Source organism: Streptococcus mitis, from assembly GCF_946190325.1.
Classification (GTDB): Bacteria; Bacillota; Bacilli; order Lactobacillales; family Streptococcaceae; genus Streptococcus; species Streptococcus mitis_CF.
The window spans coordinates 120,851-143,824 of the sequence record NZ_CAMHZR010000002.1; the positions used below are offsets into that span (position 1 = coordinate 120,851).

A 22,974-nucleotide genomic window follows, 5' to 3' on the forward strand; every position below is an offset into this window, starting at 1 on the left:
TCCTTCCTACTTTACTTCCTGACGTTTCACACGCTGACCGAAATATTGATACAAATTAACTTTTAAAGTTCCATTGTACAACTTGCGCTTCTTGTCCGCCTGACTGCCGTACTTGGTCTCAAAGGCTTCATCACTAGTTAGGATAAATTTGCTCCACGTTTTCAGCGGTGCAAATACTTGCCCCATCTCAGCATAGAGTTTGGTAACTCCTGCATCATCTGACAAGCGTTCCCCATAAGGTGGGTTAGAGATAATCACTCCATTGATTTTATCGGAACGCAAATCCTGCACGCGCATCTGCTTAAAGGTAATATCTCCTGCAACACCTGCTGCTTGAGCATTGGCCTTAGCAATTTCCACCATACGTGCATCGATATCACAGCCCATGATATCTAGCTCAAGCTCACGATCTACTTTTTTGGCTGCTTCTGTGCGAACTTCTTGAATCAAGCGATTGCTAATCCAGTTCCATTCCTCAAAGGCAAAGGAGCGACGAAGACCAGGCGCCATCTTTCTAGCAATCATAACTGCCTCGATACAGAAAGTCCCCGAACCACAGGTCGGATCAATCAAGGGCTTGTCTGGATACCAGTTAGAGAGTTGCAAAATGGCTGCTGCCATATTTTCCTTGATAGGAGCACCACCTTTTTCAGTACGATAGCCACGTTTAAAGAGGCTAGACCCGGTCGTATCAATCATGACAGTTGCTACGTCTTTCAGAATAGAAACTTCAATCTTAAACTCAGGACCAGTCTCCATCAAGGGAATACCTTCTGGACGGGCATAATGTTTTTGCAACTTCTTAACAACGGCCTTCTTTGAAATAGCCTGAACACTGGGTTCATTGTGTAGTTTAGACTTCACACATTTAGCTTTCGAAATCGGGAAACGAGCCCCAAGTGGTAAATAATTTTCCCAATCTAGAGCGAAAACTCCTTGAAAGAGCTCCTCAAAAGTCTTAGCTGGGAACGTTCCTACGATAATCTTGATACGGTCTGCTGCCCGAAGCCAGAGGTTGGTTTCGATGATGGCTCTCGCGTCTCCTTGAAAACGAACACGCCCATTTTCAACCTGACAATCGTAGCCCAACTCTCGCACTTCTCGTCCCACAACAGCTTCAAGACCAGCTGCCGCAGTCGCGATTAAATTAAATTCTTTTTTCATTTTCAGTCTTATAAGACCTTTCTATATGTCCACTTTAAAAAATGAGGTTGAGAAAATTTCTCAGCCCCAACCTATATGCAATTTTCTATAAGCCATGTTTTGTTCCAGAAGTGACTAGGACCACTTCCTTCGATAATCATCTGTCTACCACTAACAGCCTAGAGCTGATAGCAGTCAGAGTACTACGTTCGTTTCCGCGTACTCCATGCCCCGACCGAAATTTGGGTTGCTAGCTTGAGGGGTTTACCGCGTTCCACTCTCTCCGTTTCCAGAAAGACTCCGTCACTGTGGCACTTTCAAGTCTACTCTGGCCTATCCGAGGACTTAGCCATTTCAACTGCCGTAACGATTTCTCGTCCCTAGGCTTATGGTTTCGCCTAGCACAAACACTACAGGCATCTCAGCCTGTGCTAGCATGGACTTTCCTCATGAAAAGAAATTCTCCTCACGCGATTATCCAAAAATTGCACTTTTCAAATAAGCTCTTATAAATCAGAGTTATCCAAAATTTGTTTACCAAATACTTCTTTCTCAAGACGATTTAGTCGTTTCAAAATATCAAAATTCGTCATAGAAGTTGTAGCCGTCATTTCAAGTGGTTCTGCTTGAACCGGTGCAGATTCAGGTTTGCGAGACAATTCTTCCTTCAACTCTGCAATTTCTTGACGGAGAGACTTGACTAAGGCAGCATAAGTTTCATAGTCCTTGATGACATCGTCCAAAAATTCATCAACTTCAACCTTACTATATCCACGGACTTCACGTCCAAACTCTTGCTCAAAAATATCTTTTGCTGAAAAAATAATACTTGCCATCTCTCTCTCCATTCTCGGTTTCTAATAGTATTATTATATAAAAAAAGGCAAACAAAAATCAAGGTCAAAGCCTTACTTTTCAGAAAAATTTTCTGCTAGCTCATTTAAGTCTTCAAACGTTAACCTTTTTATGCGATAACCTTCCTGATTTTTCATCAAAGTGTCCATAAATTTTAATTTGGTCTCATTTTCTGGGTCATAGAAAAAATAAGCTAAGTCAGTATTTTCCAGCAAAAATCGTTGGTAGTCTCGTAGTTGACCCATATGTTCATATTTAGGATAGGCATATTTGACAAAATCTACCTGCTTAAATTGGCTAAGTTTAAGCTGATTCGCTTCATTCCAATTTTCCCCGTGTGTTTCAAAATCAAAAATGGTCGCTAGGTTGAAATCATATTCTTCTTTCATTTCATTTGCGACATCAAGTACCCAAGATTCAAATCCCAAGTTCCCTGTAAAGACCAGCCAATTAATCCCTTCTTCAGCCAAACTTTCTAAATCACGGAGAATGGCTTTCTTTATAATTTTTAACCTGATATCTTTTTCATTAAAGACACCCAAGTCAAAATTAGAATATCCCATAATTAAAGCTGTAGTCATTTTTACACCTTTCTTTCTATTTTTATGGTATAATAGAGTGATGTTATTGTACCAATAAGGAGAAATATGGTCAACTATCCTCATAAAATTTCATCAAAAAAAAACAAAACATCCATTTCTCAACCAAAAAATTTCGCAAATCGAGGAATGACTTTTGAAAAGATGATTAACGCTACAAACGACTACTATCTGACGCATGGTATGGCAGTTATCCATAAAAAACCTACGCCTGTTCAGATCGTCCGAGTAGACTATCCTCAACGTAGTAGAGCCAAAATTGTAGAAGCCTATTTTAGACAAGCTTCCACAACAGATTACTCTGGCGTGTATAGAGGACATTACATTGACTTTGAAGCCAAGGAAACGCGACAAAAGAATGCTATTCCAATGAAGAACTTCCATCTTCACCAGATTCAACATATGGAACAAGTTCTAGAACAGCAGGGTATTTGCTTCGTACTGCTTCATTTTTCTTCTCAACAGGAAACTTATTTGTTGCCGGCATTTGATTTGATTCGCTTTTATCATCAAGATAAGGGGCAAAAATCAATGCCACTTGGATATATTCAAGAATACGGATATTTAGTAAAGCAAGGGGCCTTCCCTCAAATTCCCTATCTCGACATTATCAAAGAACATTTACTAGGTGGTAAAACAAGATGAACAAACAAACTATTCTGCGATTCTTAAAGTATATCGGAATTACGTTCCTTACATTATTTATCGCACTATTTCTATTAGGTGGAGGTGTTTTCCTCTACTTTGTTAGCAAGGCTCCAGCCTTATCTGAAAGTAAATTAGTTGCGACAACCTCTAGCAAGATTTATGACAACAAAAACGAACTGATTGCTGACCTTGGATCTGAACGTCGCGTAAATGCTCAAGCAAATGAAATTCCTACTGACTTAGTCAAGGCCATCGTGTCTATCGAAGACCACCGTTTCTTTGATCATAGAGGTGTGGATACCATTCGTATCATGGGTGCGGCATTGAGAAACCTCCAAGGTGGAGGAGGCCTCCAGGGAGCCTCAACCTTGACTCAACAATTGATCAAATTAACTTATTTTTCTACTTCAACTGCCGATCAAACTTTGTCACGTAAAGCTCAAGAAGCTTGGCTAGCCGTTCAACTAGAGCAAAAAGCAACCAAGCAAGAAATCCTGACCTACTACATCAACAAAGTCTACATGTCTAACGGTAACTATGGAATGCAAACTGCAGCCCAAAATTACTATGGAAAAGACTTGAAGGATTTAAGCTTACCACAGTTAGCACTCCTAGCCGGAATGCCTCAAGCACCAAATCAATATGATCCTTATTCTCATCCAGAAGCTGCTCTTGAGCGTCGAAATTTGGTACTTTCAGAAATGAAGGGACAGAAATACATCAGCGCAGAAGAGTATGAAAAAGCTATTAATACCCCTGTTACCGATGGTCTACAAAGCCTGAAATCCGGTAACAGCTATCCTGCATACATGGACAACTACCTTAAAGAAGTAATCGACCAAGTTGAACAAGAAACTGGTTACAACCTTCTTACTACAGGTATGGATGTCTATACAAATGTGGACAAAGATATCCAACAACGACTCTGGGATGTTTATAACACCGACCAATATGTCACTTATCCTGATGATGACATGCAAGTAGCTTCGACTATTGTAGATGTATCTAATGGTAACGTTATTGCACAACTTGGTGCTCGTCATCAAGCAAGTAATGTTTCATTCGGCACCAACCAGGCTGTGGAGACCAATCGTGACTGGGGATCAACAATGAAACCCATCACTGATTATGCTCCTGCTTTGGAATTTGATATCTATGACTCAACTGCTACCATTGTACGCGATATCCCGTATAATTATCCTGGAACAAATACCCCTGTCTACAACTGGGATAGAGGATACTTCGGTAATATCACCCTGCAATATGCACTACAGCAATCTCGCAATGTTCCTGCTGTAGAAACACTCAATAAAGTTGGATTAAATCGTGCAAAAACCTTCTTAAATGGTTTAGGAATTGACTATCCAGATATGCATTATTCTAACGCCATATCAAGTAACACAACTGAATCTAATAAGCAATACGGCGCAAGTAGCGAAAAAATGGCTGTTGCTTATGCTGCATTTGCCAATGGTGGTATCTATCACAAACCGATGTACATTAATAAAGTTGTCTTTAGTGATGGTAGCGAAAAAGAATTTTCTGACCCTGGTACCCGAGCTATGAAAGAGACCACTGCTTACATGATGACAGAAATGATGAAAACAGTCTTGACCTCTGGAACTGGTTTTAATGCCTATATTTCATGGCTTCCTCAAGCCGGTAAGACAGGTACCTCTAACTATTCAGATGAAGAAATCGAAAATCATATTAAATCAAGTCAACTTGTTGCACCGGATGAAATGTTTGTCGGCTATACTCGTAAATATTCGATGGCCGTATGGACAGGTTACTCAAATCGTCTTACTCCAGTCATCGGCAATGGGTTCACAGTTGCTTCTTCAGTCTATCGTTCAATGATGACTTACCTATCAGAAGATGACCACCCAGGAGATTGGACTATGCCTGAGGGCTTATATAGGAGTGGAGAATATGTCTTTAAGAATGGAGCTCGTCCTACATGGACTGCTCCTGCTACTCAACAAAGTTCTACACCTGCTCCTGCGAGCCAGACTCCAGAGACTTCAACCTCTCAGTCAAGTGTAACGACACCAAACACAAATCCAAATGCAAATACAGCTACTCCCAATGCTGGAACCAACGAGAATACGGTAACACAACAACCAAGTACCAATCAAGGTCAGCCTAACCAAAATCCTCAACCAGCGCAACAATAAATTACTAACCACCCAAAAATTGGGTGGTTTTTCAATCTTTTCTTTATTCAATCAATAATTAGATAATAAAAACCTGAGAAGGCCAATTGTACTTCTCAGGTTTTTTGTTCTATACACTCCACTGGTTTAGAATACTATTAAGAAAGAGTTTTATTGTCATACACAACTAATCTTTTTTGCTTTTTGCTACAAAGATAGCAGATAAGGCTAGTCCAACGCTTGCCAAGAAAATAGCTGTTTCTGACTGTTTTTCACCAGTCTCTGGCAATCTCTTGTCTTCCTTGGCAACTTGAACTGGTGCTTCTGGAGTCTGAGATTTTTCTAACGAACTTAGCTTAAATTCTGGTTTTTCTACTGTCGGAGCTGGTTGGTCACCTACGGTTGATAATGGACCTGTGTAGGCTGGTAGCTCATGTTTCAAGGCCATAACGGAGTTAACTCCACCCTTGAACTCTGGTTTCTCTACTGTCAGAGCTGCTTGATTGCCTACGGTTGACAATGGACCTGTGTACTCTGGTAGTTCGTGTTTCAAGGCCATAACGGAGTTGACTCCACCCTTGAACTCTGGTTTCTCTACTGTTGGAGCGGCTTGGTCACCTACGGTTGACAATGGGCCTGTATAAGCTGGTAGCTCATGTACCAAAGCTTCAACTGCATTCACACCACCCTGAAACTCTGGTTTCTCTACTGTCGGTGCAGCTTGGTCACCTACGGTTGACAATGGGCCTGTGTAGGCTGGTAGCTCATGTACTAAGGCTTCAACTGCATTCACACCACCTGTAAATTCAGGTACCTCAAGCACTGGTGCTGGTTCTTCACCCTTGCTCGATTGAACAGGTTCATCTGTCAATTCTTGATAGAAGCTCGCTAATTCATAAAACTCAGCCTTGCCACCTTCCCAGACCAGCTTAACATCTAGAAGAGAACCACCATTTCGGATAGCAAAGGTTTGGAGACTAGATGTAATGGCGCCGAGGTCTGTCCAGCTCTCTTGACCATCCTTGAGTGTTCTCGCTTGAACTCGTGCTTTCACTCCTTCAGGAAGGCTTGAAACAAGGCGTAGATGGTTGGCATTGGTTGGTTCTGACAAGTGATAAACCATTTCACCCTTATCATTTTCCGCCTTGTAGCTAGTCAAAACTTTTCCGTCTACGAGATTAGTATAGAAGTTGCCTCGGCTTTCGCTACCGTTTCCTTCTACAGTTGGATCATTGATTGGTTTGACAAATTCGCCATCATTGATCACCAATTCTGTAAATCCTACAAAACGAGCATCATAGTCAGCTGTATAGAGGACACGAAGATAGTTCGCTTTGACTGGTGTCGTCAATTCACCCTCGATATAGCGATTTCCTGGCATCTTAGAATCATGTGTCCAACCATCTGTCAATGAATCATCGTGTGTACTATTAGCTACACCATCTCCCACTGTCACAACATCTGTCCAGGTTTTACCGTCTTGGCTGACTTGGATTTTACCATCACGAAGATAGTTTTGAGTTCCGTCTTGGATGTAGGCTCTGATCTTCTTGATAGTGCGTTCGCTACCAAGTTTCAAGGTTACATGACCATCTTTATGGGCGTAGTCTGAAAACTCAACGAAGTTGTTGTAAACACCGTCAAACAATTGATCGAGGTTATTAATCTTACGAACATCATTGCTTCCGTATATTGGATGAATGCCCATAGTTGTAGATTCTAGTTTGGTTGGTTGCACTTCTTTAGTCGTTACAAGGAGAGAAGTTGATGGCAAGTCTTGTTCTTGATTTGTTTTATTCACAAGACGAACATAACGTACCAAGTGGGTTGCGACAGTTCTGTCTGTCAACTGGCTAGCTGGTGTCCATTCTTGAGCATTTGCAGAATACTCTAGACTGAGTGCTGGATTTGTTTGACCTTGGAGCTGGATGCTTTTAACTTGATGGATACGGTCAAGTTTCATTCCTAGATAGCTATTTGCAGGAAGTTTAGTTCCAGCTGGAATCTGAAGCTCGTAACTGCCCAAGCTATCCACTACTGGTGTTTCCTTTAAGGCATCCACGTTGGTATCTGTTAAGTCGCTATTTCCAGAACGTGTCTCAACAGAGAAGTCCTGAATACGCCACCAAAGGTCACTTGCCTTAGTATTGCGTACTCGGATGTATCGAGCATTGATAGCTCTAGACACTTCCTTAGTTTGTTCTCCTGATAGGCGATCTAACTCTTGCCATGCAGATCCATCTGTAGAGTACTCAAGTACACCTGCGGCAAGTTTATCACCAGTTCCTTGACGAAGACGAACTTTAGTGACTGACTTGACTTCACCTAGGTCAAGTTGTGCCCAGGCATCTACTGGAGTCGTATTGCTGCCGTCAGCATTTGCCATCATAGCTTCTGTATTATCTTTACCATCAGTAATTTGACTTGCTGATGTTCTCAATTTATAAACTAGATTTGAGCTGAGGCTAATTGTAGCAGTTTGTTGTTTACGAGCGTTCTCTACTGGACGATTTACTGCAATCTCGCGAACTGCAAACCAGGTGTCATCACGATCTTCTGTAGCAATCATACGTACTGCTTTAGCTTTGATGTTAAGATTTTCAAACTGAACAAGTGACTCATTACCAACATAAGTTGGTTCTTTCAAACTTACCCAATTATCTTTTTCATCTTGATACTGCACTTCAGCCTTACTAAAGGTATCACGTGGATTTGCCTGAGTTCCCATAGCAAAGGTCAAGGTTTGGATATCTACCGGTTTGTTGAATTTCATGCCGATATAATCACCTGTCTTGATACTATTTGGTGATTTAATCAAGGCATGAGTTGCCAAGTCACCATCCGTTACTTCTGCCAAACCACCTTCTACACCTGTTCGATTGGTAATAAAGGTGCTGATGATTTGATCTGGATGCAAGACTTTTTGAACTTCAGACGCTAGAACTTCTTTCAAGGATAGGATAAATGGACGGATATGTTGAACCCCCAATTCAGCCTTTTCAAGATGGTCTACATAATGGAAGGTATGAGTTTGAGACTGTTCGTACAATTTCAAACCTTTATAGTAGCTGTCCCAAAGTTTGGCTGCATCATTTGTAGCCATAGCCTCTGTGCCTGTTAGGAAGGCATCAAGGGCATTCATTTGGTCAATTGCATTATCCAACCAATAGTGGATCTGTGCAACCATTTTTTTATCACCTGATGCTTTATAAAGTTCAGCTGCTTCTTTAATCTTGGCAAATTCTGCACGCAAAGTTGCACGTTCTGCAGTTACATCTTGACCCGCTTTGAGCTTAGTCATGAAGTCTGTCAATTTTGGAGCTAATTCAACTGATTCTTCTAGTTTAACGACACGACCATCCATGTTTTGGTTGATCATATGCTTACCAAGTTCGCGGAAGGCTGCTGATACCTTGCTATCTCCAAAATGACCATTTTCAACAAAGTTGAAGGCAATGTCATTGAGTTTCTTAGCTTCTTCTTCTGATTTCCACTGTTTCCATGTATATTGAGCTCCAGCAAAGAGGGCTATCTTAGATGGTTCAGACTGTTGCATTGGGTTCAACATGATACCGGATAGCAAGCTTGGATCCACATTTGGATGAAGGAATTTCTCACCACCACCTAGAATCAAGTGTTGTTTAGAGTTATCTGTAACTGGCCAGTTCACCCAAAGTGATACTGGACGATAAGTTTTACCACCTGCAGTTAGATTGTTCTTGAGAGTTGATAAGAAGCCTTCAGAAACTTCACCCCAAATCTTACCACCCGTCAAAGTCATAGAGGTTGAACTTGGGAGATTTTCATTTAGAGATTTCAACTCTGCTTCACGCCCATTACCCCAATACTGACCTGGAACAAAGATCATTTCTTTGCGAAGACCGCTATAAGTTCCTTGCATTTCTGTCAACCAGTTGGTCATATCCTGCATCAAGCGGTTGTAGCTATTGTAGCCTCCAACTGGGCTTGGTGCATCATCGGCTAGAATACCAAATTCACGGACACCCACTTTCATCAACTGGGTAAATTTAGCCTTGATGGTTGCCAAGTCTTCTTGGTAATGCGCTTCATTACCAAATCGGATACGGTTGTTCATGAATGGATGGATGGTCCAAACATAGCGAGTTTTACTTTGATTTCCGACGCGAGCAAGTTCACGAATTTCAGCTAGTTTTTCTTCTGGGTAAAGTTCACGCCATTTCTTGTTGTGGTATGGATCATCTTTCGGTGCGAAGAAGTATTGGGTCAATTTCAAATCGCCACCAAAACGCATGAGTTCAGCACGATCTGCATTAGACCATGGATTTCCATAGTAACCTTCGATGAAACCACGATTCTTGATTTCAGCGTAATCTTCCACTGTCACATTGCGAAGAACTGGAACTTTACTTTCTTTGAGCATGTGTTTCAAGGTTGTCAAACCATAGAAGACCGCATCTGTGTCTTTTCCGACGATGGAAATTGAATTGTCCTTGATGGTCAGAGCATAAGCATCAATTTTGTCAAAGAGACCTGCTGAAACGTTAGATAAGTTTTGTTCTGCTTGTGTTCCTCGTCCATGTACTCCAAGATAGATATTAGTTGCGCCAGCAACTGCTGATTGACTAGTAGTGTAGGATACTTGATTGTCCTGCAAGACACTCTTCAAGCGATTACGAGTATAAATATCGAGTTGATCTCCCATTACCAGATTGACTTGCTTACGAAGAGCTGTGACTCCTTCTCCATAAGTCACTTTTTGTGGAGTTGGGAAAACCTTGTACTCTTTCTTGAGATAATCTGTGCTCTTGCTGGCAGCCGCAATGCTATCTTCGCTAGCTGGTTTGCTTGCAGTGAATTGATCCGCTAGTTCAACTGTTCCATCACCTGTTTGCTCGACTTTTGGAGTTTCAGGTGTAGATGGTTGTTCTGGTTCTGGTGTTTCTTGTCCCTCTTTGATAGGTTTCAATAGATGAACTTCAGCTGCACTTGCAAAGCCCCCAACACCTGATAGAACTTTCAACTCAATCTTGTTGGTATGAACCGCCGCAAAGTTAACTGTTTTTTCTTGAGCGTTGTTGTCCCAGTTTCCTTCTGAAACCTTGACCATTTGGCCATCTTTTTGTGCGTAGATTTCGTAGCTAGTCACGACTCCATTTCCACCACCTGGACGAGGAAGATAAGTCAAACCATTGACTTTTTCTGCTTCTTTCAAGGTCATAGAAAGAGTGTACGGAGCAGTATCACCAGTCCATTTAGTATGCCAGAAGGTGTTTGGATCATTGTCAAAGGCTTTTTCAACAGTGCCTTCAGTCGCTGTTCCTGGTGTTTCTTGACTAGTTGCAGAAACTGTGAAATGATCTGTTGGAATCAAACGAGGATTTACAAATGGTTTATCTGACAACTCTGCACTATGTAAAATTCCTTTGAATCCCCCGATGCTTTCAAGCGGTAGAACCAAGCTATTGTGAGCAAAGCGAGGGTGATCTGGATTTGCGATACGTTCAATCTTCTCACCATCCACATAGAATTCCGTTGATTGTGGTTTAGTCACAATAGAGATTTGATAACGTTTGTTCTTTTCAAGTTTTTTCTTGAACTGGATATGGAACTGTTCAAATTGATAAGCAAGATAGCCGTCTTTATCAGCTAGATAGATACGGTTATCTCCACTTGTTGAGAAGGTTTGTTCACCGTCTCCAGTGACAGTTACATCAAACTTCAAGACATGACTTGGACCAACATCACCTGCCAGGCCTTCAATACTGCTATCTTTCTCAAAAGCCAATCCTTGCTCGCTTGTCTTCACCTTCTTGCTTGCATAGTTCTTCACTGTTTCAGGATTGATAGTAAACAAATCACTTTGATCAATCGCTCTGTCAGGATTTGACTGTGGCGCATAAGGGCTCGCTGGTAGGATACGTTCTGCAAATGTCGCTGCCGCACGGTCAGATCCCCAAGTGCGTTCTGCAGTAGTTTGCATGCTCTTGAAGAATCGTTTAAAGATATCGTAAGATGTCAAACCTGTCTCATGAAGATCAATATTGTCATTCCAAACTGCGTGGCCACCACCAATTACATTTGGATTTGATTCTTCTAGAAGTGGACCATGACCTGTTCGGAAATCATTTGGTGTCCACCTATTATATTGTGTTTCATAGTTAGCATAGTCACCATAAGCTGTTTGACGATTATCACCATTTGGTACACTATAGGTTGGAATATCTGTTATGTTGATAATCTTAGCTCCCTGAGCAATAGCTTCTTTTGGTTGCTGCCAGCCAATACTCCAGATATCAACTTCTACATCTTTCCAATCAACCGCTGTTTTACCTCGTTTCGCACTGAGCGATCCCCAAATACGAGGTGTATAGCCTTTCCCTTTAATGTATTTAATAAGGTCATTGACATAACGACGATAGCTTTCTCTACTTCCGTAGTATTCATCCGTTCCGATATGAACAGTAGATACCCCATGAAGTGGTGCATCTGGACCATCAAGAAGTTTATCATAAACTGATTTGACAAAAGCCAGCGTTTCATCGTATTTATTATCTAGATCGAGCATGGCTACGCGTTCTACGTTATGTTTACCTCTGTAATCGCTCAGGCTACCTTGATACATGAGGTCTGGACGAACTTTGACAAATGACAGAGCATGACCTGGCGTGTCAATTTCTGGAACTAGATTGATATGCAAGGCCTTAGCAAGTTTAATCAGATTTTGCATCTCTTCTTTAGTATAGTGCTCGTCTGATGTTAATTTTTGACCATTCTTACCGACAATATCTGTCTCTACACGGAAACCTGTCTTAGCATGTTCTAGAACATACTTAAGCTCTTCTTCTTGTGTTAGATTCTTACCTGCCAAGTGTTCCTTTAGGAAGATATAGTTATCGTTGAGGTGCAACTGCAAGTCGTTCATCTTGTAGTAAGCCATATTGAGCATGATGTCTACAAGGGTGTCATAAGGAATAAATTTACGACCTGTATCTAGCATAAAGCCACGGTGACTGAAGCTTGGGAAATCACGAATTTCTCCATTTTGGAAATTGCTTTCCCCCATTTGAAGAAGAGTACGAGTGGCGTAGAAGGCTCCTGTGTTTGTTGCAGCTTCGATGGTAATGACACCATCTTGGATAGTGATTCCATAACCTTCCTTACCATAACCCTTATTTTCAACTTTTTTAAATTCAATTCGTTTTTGAGCCTGCTTGTCACCTGTCGCAAGTTCCAATCCACGGCTTGCAAGGTCTGACTGGTAGAAGGTTGCTGCTTGTTCAAAGCCGGAATCCCCCGTCGCAAGAACTGTATCTGAAGTGATAGAAGATTGACCTTCTTTTCCATACCATTGTTGAACAGCTGGTGCTACTTTTGGTTTGATACCCACACCTTCGTCCTGATGTAGCCCCTTGATGACTACTTCAAATTCTTTAGTAAAGGTATGTGAATCTTTAATTTGCTCTACCATAACCTTAACGCGTTGATCAGTCAGAGGCTTATAAATGTGATTTTGAAGGTCAATCACACCTTGTTTGTTGCTACCGATAAGACTGACTTTTCCTGGTAAAGTTGGAAGTACTAAAGATTGTCCATCCTTAGCGACTGTCAATTCCGTAACTTGGCGAATATCTGTCACTTTAGTTGGATCAGGGATATTCGAATAAGCTCGAATTTCTTGAATACCAACGTTTCTCCAGCCCATTGTGCCCGCTTGATAGTCATTGATTTCTAACTTGAGATATTTAGCTTGAATACTATTGGCTAAGTCAACTTTCTCATCTAAAACAGGTTCTCCAGTCTTGGTATGAGCTAGCTTCCATTGTTTTTCTCCACTAGCATTTACATCATCTTGACCTGCATAGTAGAGGCTCCAAGATTTGATATTTGGATCATTTTGTCCCTTACGGACACGGCGATCCCAATCAATTTCCACATGTCTAATAAGTGTAGTCTTGGGAAGAGTTAATTCGAAAGTTGGTTTGTCAATATTTTGATTTGTTGCCCAGCGAGTATCAGGATTACCGTCCACTGCCTTGTCAGCAGTATAAGGAGTACCAGTTTCTGAGTCGTTTACTTGAACAGTAACACCTTCTAAGTGGTTACGATCTTCTCTATCTTCAATTTGCTTTTCAACTGGTTTGATTGTAGGTGTAGCTGGTTCTACAGGTTTAGAATCTGCTTTTGGTGTTTCAACCGGCTTCAGAGTCTCAGCTGATTTGGGAGCTGTTGGAGTTGTTGCTGGGCTTGTTGCTTCAGTTGCTGCAGGACTTGTTCCTGCAGTATTTTCATGATTTTCTTCATGACCTGCATCTGCCGTTGCCTCTGATTCTGCTTTCTTTAAAACAGCTGCTAAATCGTCCGGCAACTTATCTAGTGGCTGAGCTTGTGTAATTGTTCCTTCTTTCTCAGGTGTTCCAACTGTCTCTGCAGCTTGCACTACATTTGCACCAAAGATACTAGCACCTATCAATACAGAGGCTGCACCAATTGCAAATTTTCGAATACTATAGTGACAACGTCTTTCAAAAAAATGTCTATCCATCTTTCTCCTATTCCTTTCTCCCACTTATTACAGTAAGCGGTCTCATTTTTGATTTGAAAATGGAGAGAACCTAGAGGTTCTCTCCAACTAAGTTATTTCTGTCTGAATTCTAGTTCCTGTAAGTTCTAAAATTCAGTCTTCTTTAATTTTCTTTTCGTTTTGTCGCAAGGACAGCAGCAGATAAGGCGAGACTGATGCTAGCTAGGAAGATAGCTGTATCAGATTGGCTTTCTCCTGTTTCTGGCAATCTCTTCTTATCTTCTGTTGAAACTGAAGTTTTAGATTCTAAAAGTTTACCTTGGCCTAATTGACTAATCTGATACTCAGGTTTTTCAATAGTTGGTGCTACTTGATCGCCTACTGTAGCCAATAGTCCTGTGTAGGCTGGCTTTTCGTTTACCAAAGCTTCTACTGCATTGACTCCACCTTTGTATTCTGGAACTTCATTGACAGCTGCTTCTACTGCATTAGCGCCACCTTTATATTCAGGTAATTCATGAACCAAGGCCTCTACTGCATTCGCTCCACCTTTGTATTCTGGAACTTCATTGACAGCTGCTTCTACCGCATTGGCTCCACCTTTGTATTCTGGAACTTCATTAACAACTGCTTCTTCACCTGCTGTTCCAAGTGGTCCTTTATACTCAGGTACATCAAGAATTGGTGCTGCTTCTTCACCTGCTGTTCCAAGCGGACCTTTATACTCAGGCACTTCAAGAATTGGTGCTGCCTCTTCACCTTTACTACTTGTAGGAGCATCTGGTTTCACAGTCTGATCTTGTAGTTGGTTGAGATATTCTGCAAAGTAGGCAACCATTCTTTCAGTCAAGAGATGGTTATCCATAGCATATTTCATGCTAGCTACTACACTTGCTACTTCCTCTTGATTCTCTTTGCTGGTTAATTTTTGAGCTTTTGATAAAGCTGTTTCATAACCTGACAAATCAAGAGTTGTTTCTGCAACCTGTGGACGACTAAATATCAACTCAGCAGCGGCTTGATATCTATCACCACCGTCTCCATAAGTCTTAGTACCTGTCAAAACGATTTTCTTAGCCTTGATTGTCTTACCAAAGTCAATGTCTTTTGGTTTATTGTTATCTGGCCAATCAGTTGCAGTGAAAGTATGTTCTTTACCAGACTCATCTGTCACAACCAGTTTCACATCACGCAAGTTACCATTTGATCCTGATCCACGTGGCACATAACGGAATCCAGTGATTTCTGTCGCCTCTTTCAAAACCATAGTTGCAGGTTTACCAACATCTCCACCATTCCAAGACGTATGCCATAGACTTGACAAGTTACCATCAAAGGCGTTGGCTAAATCTTCTCCCGCTTGAGCTGGAGCATTCAGACTTTCAAAGTCTTCTGCTACCAAGGCTGTTTTCTTTTGTACCAAGGCATTCTTAAGAGCATCAATCTTAGCAATTTCAGCACGCGCTTCTTCTACACTAATGTCATCATCTGCTTGGCTGAGGTTAAAGACAGCTTCCTTCAAGGCATCCATAGATTCCTTGGTATAGTTGGTCATGGCAACCGTTGGTAAGTAGTTCTTCAGAGCATTTTCTGTCAACATCTTACCTGTTAGAGTGACTTCCTCGATTTGAAGTTTATCCATGATGAAGTCGTTGTAACCACGGAAGTTCGCATTTCCACCAGAATCTCCACGAGTATTGCTTGCGTTACCAGTTGAGTAGATACCAACCCAAGTATCGCCTGTTTCTGCACCTGTTACGAGGAAGGTTACCTTCTTAGCTTTCTTAGAATCTGTCCAAGTATTTGGCAATTCATGCATTTCCAAATTGCTTGCTTGATTACCTCGACGTCCTGATTGGAATTCTCCCTTACCGACTACAAAGGCGTAGGTATTGTCAGATCCTGCTTCGTATTCAAAGGTGACACGATAAGTCTTACCAGCTTCAAAACGGAAGTTTTGAGGGATTGTTTGGTAAACCAAGTTACGACGACTCACTAGTCCATTTGTCTTCAATGACCAATTTCCTTCGATGACATCATCGACTTTCTTACCATTCCAATCACGTTGTGTATATGGATCATGTTTTTCAGATAAGTGAGTACGATTATCCTCAACTCCTTCGATACCACCAATTACAAATGGGAAAATACCTTGAGCGACATTTTCAAAGTCTTGTTTAAATGTTCCTTTAGCTGTATCATGATTATCTCCGTACATACTTGAATTGTTTTCAAAGGTACGAATTTCATCAAAGTAAGTTGCTTCATCACCAGCTTCACGACTCAAAGTAAGAGTGACATTTGATACATCTGAACCCGTTGTAAAGAAGGCATACATGTTTTGGAAGTAACTTGTATCGTCAACTGTAGCATTGTCACTACGAGTATTATGGGCATAGGCCTTGACATAGTTAAGAGCTAGTGACTTATTGGTATAGCTAGTCACTTCTTTTTCACCAGTATTTACTGTGATACTCGCCTTAGCATTACTACGATTATCAACACCGACATAAACGGCATACTTAGTATTTGGTTTCAAGCCAGTCAGTTTCTGAGTAAGGCTGACTGTGCTCTTATTGCCTTGGATACGAAGCATTTCATTTGCGCCTTGAGATTTGACAATTTCTGCCTTAGAAGCATCACCAGAAATGGTCCAGTGTTTCAAAGTTCCACTGTTAAATCCTTGGTCATAGATGTGCATGCCTTCGCTCCATGACATTTCAGGATTGGTTTGTTTTGAACGGTAGAGAACGTATGGTTGATTTGCAGTAAGATCAAGGGTAATCTTACCATCTTTCACAGCTACTTCCTGTTCTTCAGTCTTACCTTGGTCAGTTAGTTTATAAAGGTAAACCTTACTATTCGCCCAGTCGCTAGGAAGCGTCCAAGTTGTTGCACCAGCTTGCGTATTGAAGTAGTACATTTTTTCCTTATCAGTAGGAAGTTTCTTACCATTCGCATCCCAGTTCCAAGGAGTCAAGTAAGCTGAACCATCTTGGATGACACGTCCGTTGAGAGTTACTGTACGTTCACGGTATTGCGGGCTATTGACATCGTTTGACTTACGAGTCACAACTACTTTATTGTTGTCAGCATCTACCAATTCCACTCGCATTTCTGGAGTCCATTTATAGGTGCTACCGTTATCAGACATGGTAACAGGTGTACCATTTTCCCACTTGCTTACAGTGAAGTGTTGGAAGTACTTGGTCATGACATCATGAGCAAACAAGTTAGTTACATAGCCATTGTAGTCACTTCGTCCTTGCCAGCCTTCAAAGTCTTTCATGCTGTAACCACCTAGAAGTGGATAGTTGGCTGCACCACCGTAACTTCTGTAATCCCCAACCCAAGAATCTTTTTGGTGGTTGCGGATAAAGCGCGTGATGGCACTGTTGATACCTTTATTAGTGTATCCACCATAGGTCAAGTCAGCTGCCCAGTGTTGGAAGGTAGAATCGTATTCACCACCATGGCCCCACTCGATTGCAAAGCGCCAGCCTTGTTTGTTAATTTCTTTAGCAAGAACGTGGGTAGCCCAGGCACCATTATCACCTGATTGGCCATTGCCCCAAACGTCCACATAGATAAAGTCGAGACCTTCACCAAGTTTTTTCTTCAATTCTTCCCAGCGATCTAAGCGACCATGCGCCAAGTCATAAGCAGCATCAATGTTGATACCTTGGTCTAGCCAGTTCCAACCATAGCTGTAGCTTCCATCTGGATTCTTACGAAGAATCTTTTCGTTAAAGTATTTAGACTCAGGATAAGTTTCAGAAGCGTTGACGTGGATACCTAGATGAGCTCCATATTTCTTCGCTTTCTCAATCAAAGCCTTGAAGTCTTCGACACCACCAATACGTTTACCAATATCAGCATAGTTCAAATGGCCTGAGTCATGACCTTCACTACCATAACCTTTGAGGAGAACACCTTGTCCAAGACCATCTGTATGGAGATTGATCTTCTTGATACCATCCAAGGTCATAAGGAATGGATTTTGTGCTTGAGAACCAAAGTTCATCGCGATACGGTAAGCTGTGATATCCTTGACTTTTTCCCAGCCTTGAGGGTTGTTCATGATACTACGATAAGCAATGGCACCATCTTGCCAGTCCACTTTTTTATCCGCATTAGCATCTTCAGTAATCACAACCTTAGCACTTGGAAGTTCTTTAGTGTACTCTGGGAAGACAATACCCTTATAAGCTTTTTCCCATTGCCACTCAGAACTATGAATTCCGACATAGTTGGCATTTCCAACGGTTTCTTTATAAGCCGTCAAACGGGTCCAGTCATTAGAGCCACCACCGTAACTGTTTTGAGAATTACTCCAAACACCTGCAGCAAGCTTATCTGTAGAAACAAATCCATACATGTAACCCTTAGCCAAATCCTTCATTGGATTGGTTACTTCAATATGATCATCCCCGCTGACATGCGTATTGTTTGACATAGTTGCCCCATCAAACTTAGCACCAGCTTGCTCACTAGAAACAGATACTAAAGCATTCCCGAGGAAACTAATAGTAGAGAGTAATTTTCTTTCATCGTCAATCTTTTGACCTGGAGTGACTTGATTGTGGTTGACAATTTTAGTTACATCAAAATGTAATTGATTGTCCACAACTTGCAGACGAACTGTCATATCCGCATTGATAAGATTAGCCTCATCACGGAGTTTCATTTCATATTCTGCAGTTGTTTCATTAATTTTCTTATAAGTAACCTCAGGGGTGATTCTGTGGTTATTGATAAATACTTGGTTGAACTGTTGAACCTGTCCTGGTAAAGTATGGCCATTTAGCGTATATTCCTTGACACGTGGAAAGGCTTGGTCAATCACTGCTTTTAGGACTTTAGACTGGATAGTATCATAAGTCACTTTACTATCATCTACCACCGCACCAGTTTCTTTTTCAGCAGTAGCTTCAGTATTTTGAACTCCATCCTGATTGTCAGTCTTAATATTTACAACTGTCTTTTCTGTACCATATGTACCAGCTTTAAGTAGGATTTTCTTTTCATTTTTAAGATTTTCATTAACAGCAGCTGGCAAAGTAACCGTATCAAAAAGTTTTACATCATTATTTGTTGCATTCAGCTGACCATCTGATTTTAAGCTAATAGTCAGATGATTCACTGAGCCATTTACTGGAGCTGCAACACGACCACCCTGATACCATGTGCTATTACCTGGTGTCTTATATTCCCAGAACCAACCTTCTTTGTCATATCCAACAAAGACATTATTATTTGTATCTTTAAATTTCAAGAAAACACCAAAACGTGATTTGCCTGTTTCAGATTCTTCTTTGAAAGTGAGATCTACATTCGCATTACCATTTGCATCCACAGTCAATCCTTGTTTTTCAAACAAGGCTGGTTTGCTGGCATTGTCATTTTGATCTGTTGAAGATAACTTATTGTAACGAACACCATTTTCTTCACGAATAGCAACAGTCCCTTGCTGTTCTTTTCTTGCTACAGTTTGCCATTCAGGAGTGACTTCCTTTGGTGTCTCTGGCTTAGCTGTCGCTGGTTTTTCTTCTTTCGGCTTATCTTCTTTTGGCTTTTCTTCAACTGGTTTTTCAGTTTCCTCTAAATTCGCTGGTTTTGAACTAGAAATCCCCTTAATATGATCTTGAATCCATTTTAATTGAGCTGGAGAGAAAAGGATCCCTCCACTACGGACACCGACCACACCATTTTGATGAACGCCAATCAATTTACCATCCGTGTCAAAGATACCGCCACCGCTAGCACCTGGTTGTCCACCTTGATAACCAACTCCTTGAACACCTTCACCATAAGATTCAGCAAAATCCACAGCACTGTTAATAACTGGTGCCAACTTACCAGCAGGATAGCCAAACATATTGACTTTATCCCCAACTTTCTTAACAACTGGCTTTTCAGTAACTTCTACAGGAGCATTTTCAAGAACTGTACGCAATCTTACAAGAGCCAAATCGTTCTTATAACCCTTTAGATAGCCATCCCGATCCCAGTGAATCACATCTTTTTTACTAAATTTTACATCATCTAAACCAGGGTAGGATATACTAAAAATATCGCCATCCCCTTTATCATTATCCACAACCTTACGAATATTTCCATCTTGTTGATCCTTGATAAAGTTGTGAGAAACAGTCAAAACAAGATCCTTACCAATGACAATACCACTACCTTCTCCTGATGGAGTCTTAATCTTAACAGTAGCGCCATAGTTCAATTCTCCATTTTTTGTTTTGGCAACATCTTCAGGAACTAGACTACCAGTATCTTGTGCTAATTGATCTTTATTTACCTCTTTACCATTATCAGTAGCTTTTTCAACTTTGCCTTCCAATTCTTTCGGCAACTTGTCAGTAGTTTCTTTGTTTTCCTTTTCAAGAGCTAGTAACTCTTCTTCAGTTTTTGGTCCATCCGTTGTTTCAGCAGAACCTGGATTTGCTGCTGCAGCTTCTTTATCGAACTCCCGTCCATTATCGCTCGCTTTTTTATCCAAATCAGCCAGTTCACTTGGCAAATTATCTGTTGAGCCAACTGTTGGTGTGTTAGCCATTACTGGAGCAGTAGCAAAAAAACTAGCCCCAATCATAACTGAAGCAGCACCTAGTGCAAATTTACGAATGCTGTATGTACATCGTTTTTCAAAAAATCGTTTATCCATTAACTCCTGATTCCTTTCACCAATCTTCGTAAGCGTTTACATTTCTTATTCGAAAAATACTCCTTTCTATCTGAAAAGTGCAATGCTTAACGTTTATAAAAATAATTACACTTTTAATATAACAATTTTTAATAGATAAAGCAATAGAAAAGCTAGGAAAATTGCTAATTTTTTTCTTCATTCTGACAAAACCATACTCTGAAATTAAGGGGAAAATTGTAACATAATAAAAAGGATTTAGCATTCCTATCGAATGCCAAACCCTTTATCAATCAGTTTCTATAGATGTTTAAAATCTACTTCACATGTTTTGCGAGTTCTTCTTGAGCTTTTTTATTAGACTCTTCTTTTTCTTTCATCCATTTTTCTTGGGCTTTTTGGTATTCTTCTGTTGTTACTGGTTTATCTTGTACATCAAGGTATTTATACAAGTGAGCTTCACTTGTTCCTTTGTTTCCAGAATAAGCAAATGGAAGTGTGAATGGTACCATCTTAGACAACATTGGACGACCAGTTTTAGAAGTTGTTGGGATTAGCAAGGCACTGTCGGTCAACCAAGCTTGGGCAGCAACATATTTTTCATAACGTTTTGAAATGTCATTCACTTCTTCACCAGCTTCCACAACCATTTTTTCGTAGTCTTCCAAACCAACTTGCTTAGCCGCAGCGTTGTTTGTTCCAGAGTCAAATCCTAGGTAAGTCTTTGTACTTTCCCCTACAGATGGTTTGAGAATATCAAGGTAGGTAGATGGGTCAATGTAGTCTGGTCCCCATCCAACGTTATCTGAGACATCCCAATCTTGTCCAGCAGCCGTTTCAGCAAAGTAGGTAACATTGAGAACTTCATCTTTTTGAAGTTGTTGGATATCAATGACGACATTGTCAGTTCCTAATGTTTCTTCAAGTGATTGTTTAAAAGATTGGACACGTTGAACTTTTGTTGTATTGGTTTGGTCAACTGGCATATCCAAGTGGATTGGGAATTGAACGCCTTCTGCTTGGAGAGCTGTCTTAGCTTTAGCAAACTCTGCTTTCGCTTTTTCAGGATTATATAGTCCATCTTGGGCATCAGCAAGGTTCACATCCTTCCATTCATCCCCATAAGTCACCAATTTGTCTTTGACCATTTCGCCAAAGTTCTTTCCATCTGCCTGTACAAATGTAGGAGGAACAAACAAGTTACGAAGCAGTTTAGTTGCCCCATTCGCACCATTCACTTGAGAAGCATAGGCTTTTCTATCAAAACCAAAGGCAAGAGCTTGACGGAAATCTTTGTTTAGAAGAGCTTTCTTGGTTGAAGTCTTTTGTTCATCTGTCGTCTTAGAAGTGTACTTATAAGACTGGCGATCAATATTAGTACCTACTAAATAAGTAGTAGAATCTTGTGGTGTATAAACGATGTTGTCTTTAAACTCTTTTTCAAGTTCAGGATAACTTGCGCTTGTCGGGAAGAGACGAGCCATTGTAAAGCTTCCATCTTTGAAGTTTTCTGCAAGTTTTCCTGTATCTTGACCATCCCAGAATGAAAGTTTTACCTTATCAATGTGAACATTGTCCTTATCCCAGTAGTTTGGATTCTTTTCAAATTCTACTGAAGATTTAGCGACCAATGATTTCAACAAGAAAGGTCCGTTATAAAGGATACTGCTTGGATCTGTTGCTTTCCCAAAATCATCTCCCTTAGAGTTTAAAAACTCTTCATTAACTGGTGCTAAGACACCCATTGTTGTTTTAGAATTCCAAAAACTTTCAGGTTTGTTCAAAGTGTATTGAACTGTTTGATCGTCAATCGCTTTAATCCCAACTTGAGAGAAATCTTTAGTTTCCCCTTTAGCGTATGCATCCAAACCTTTAATTGAATCCTGTACCAAGTAAAGGGCTTCTGATTTCTTATCTGTCGCATACTTAAGTCCTGTTACAAAGTCTTGAGCTTTCACAGACGCATACTCTTCTCCTTCAGATGTGTACCACTTGGCATCTTTACGGATTGTATAAGTGTAAGTCAAGCCGTCCTTAGATACAGACCAATCCTCAGCCATAGATGGCACAAAGTTACCATAGCGGTCATTTTCAAGCAATCCATCAATCACATTACTAGTAATGTCAGTAGTTGCTGCCTTACCAGTTGTCAAGTAGTTCAGGTTATCTGGATCTGTTTCGTAAACATAAGAAAAAGTTTTCTCACCTTTTGCACTAGACCCTGAGCCAGAACAAGCAGCTAAGACACCTGCTGCTAATAAAGTGACTCCCGCAAGAGCCAATACTTTCCTTGTTTTCATAGTATTCTCCTTTGTTTTTCTATCCATTATAGACCCTTTGCAATCTATTGTCAATATATTTTTCTGAATTTTCATGTTTAGTTGTTATTTTCTGACAACTATCGAATCTTATTTC

Annotated in this window: 8 protein-coding genes and 1 other RNA gene; 2 read left to right on the forward strand and 7 right to left on the reverse strand. The window is 40.7% G+C overall.

All coding sequences use genetic code 11. The features are described 5' to 3' along the window. Positions 1-6: 6 nt before the first annotated feature. From N8M95_RS03590 to N8M95_RS03605, 4 genes are all read right to left on the reverse strand, one after another. Complete coding sequence (locus tag N8M95_RS03590; RefSeq protein ID WP_261116640.1) at positions 7-1,164, reverse strand: THUMP domain-containing class I SAM-dependent RNA methyltransferase; 1,158 nt, start codon at positions 1,162-1,164, stop codon at positions 7-9. A gap of 83 nt (positions 1,165-1,247) precedes the next feature. Further along, positions 1,248-1,629: RNase P RNA component class B (rnpB, locus tag N8M95_RS03595), an RNA gene on the reverse strand. A 20-nt stretch (positions 1,630-1,649) separates the two neighbouring features. Next, entirely contained in the window at positions 1,650-1,979 is a 330-nt protein-coding gene (gene gpsB / locus N8M95_RS03600; RefSeq protein WP_000146534.1) for a cell division regulator GpsB, read from the reverse strand. Positions 1,980-2,051: 72 nt separating this feature from the next. Beyond that, positions 2,052-2,579, reverse strand: a complete 528-nt coding sequence (locus tag N8M95_RS03605) for an SLOG family protein (protein ID WP_261116742.1) — start codon at positions 2,577-2,579, stop codon at positions 2,052-2,054. A 66-nt stretch (positions 2,580-2,645) separates the two neighbouring features. On the opposite strand from N8M95_RS03605, the gene recU reads away from it, so the two are divergent. Together recU and pbp1a are read left to right on the forward strand one after the other, a co-directional pair. Further along, complete coding sequence (gene recU / locus N8M95_RS03610; RefSeq protein ID WP_261116641.1) at positions 2,646-3,242, forward strand: Holliday junction resolvase RecU; 597 nt, start codon at positions 2,646-2,648, stop codon at positions 3,240-3,242. Continuing rightward, a complete protein-coding gene (pbp1a, locus tag N8M95_RS03615) occupies positions 3,239-5,422 on the forward strand; it encodes a penicillin-binding protein PBP1A (protein WP_247932561.1) in 2,184 nt (727 codons plus the stop codon). The genes recU and pbp1a overlap by 4 nt, the downstream gene beginning before the upstream one ends. A 166-nt stretch (positions 5,423-5,588) precedes the next feature. Here the strand turns inward: pbp1a and N8M95_RS03620 are convergent, their stop codons facing one another. The 3 genes from N8M95_RS03620 to N8M95_RS03630 all read right to left on the reverse strand — a co-directional run bounded on the left by N8M95_RS03620 (position 5,589) and on the right by N8M95_RS03630 (position 22,859). Further along, complete coding sequence (locus N8M95_RS03620; protein ID WP_261116642.1) at positions 5,589-13,925, reverse strand: SIALI-17 repeat-containing surface protein; 8,337 nt, start codon at positions 13,923-13,925, stop codon at positions 5,589-5,591. Positions 13,926-14,067: 142 nt separating this feature from the next. Beyond that, a complete protein-coding gene (locus tag N8M95_RS03625; protein ID WP_261116643.1) occupies positions 14,068-20,580 on the reverse strand; it encodes a SpGH101 family endo-alpha-N-acetylgalactosaminidase in 6,513 nt (2,170 codons plus the stop codon). Positions 20,581-20,876: 296 nt separating this feature from the next. Then, positions 20,877-22,859 (reverse strand): peptide ABC transporter substrate-binding protein, encoded by a 1,983-nt coding sequence (locus N8M95_RS03630; protein ID WP_247930294.1) that lies wholly within the window; start codon positions 22,857-22,859, stop codon positions 20,877-20,879. Between the last annotated feature and the right edge of the window lie 115 nt (positions 22,860-22,974).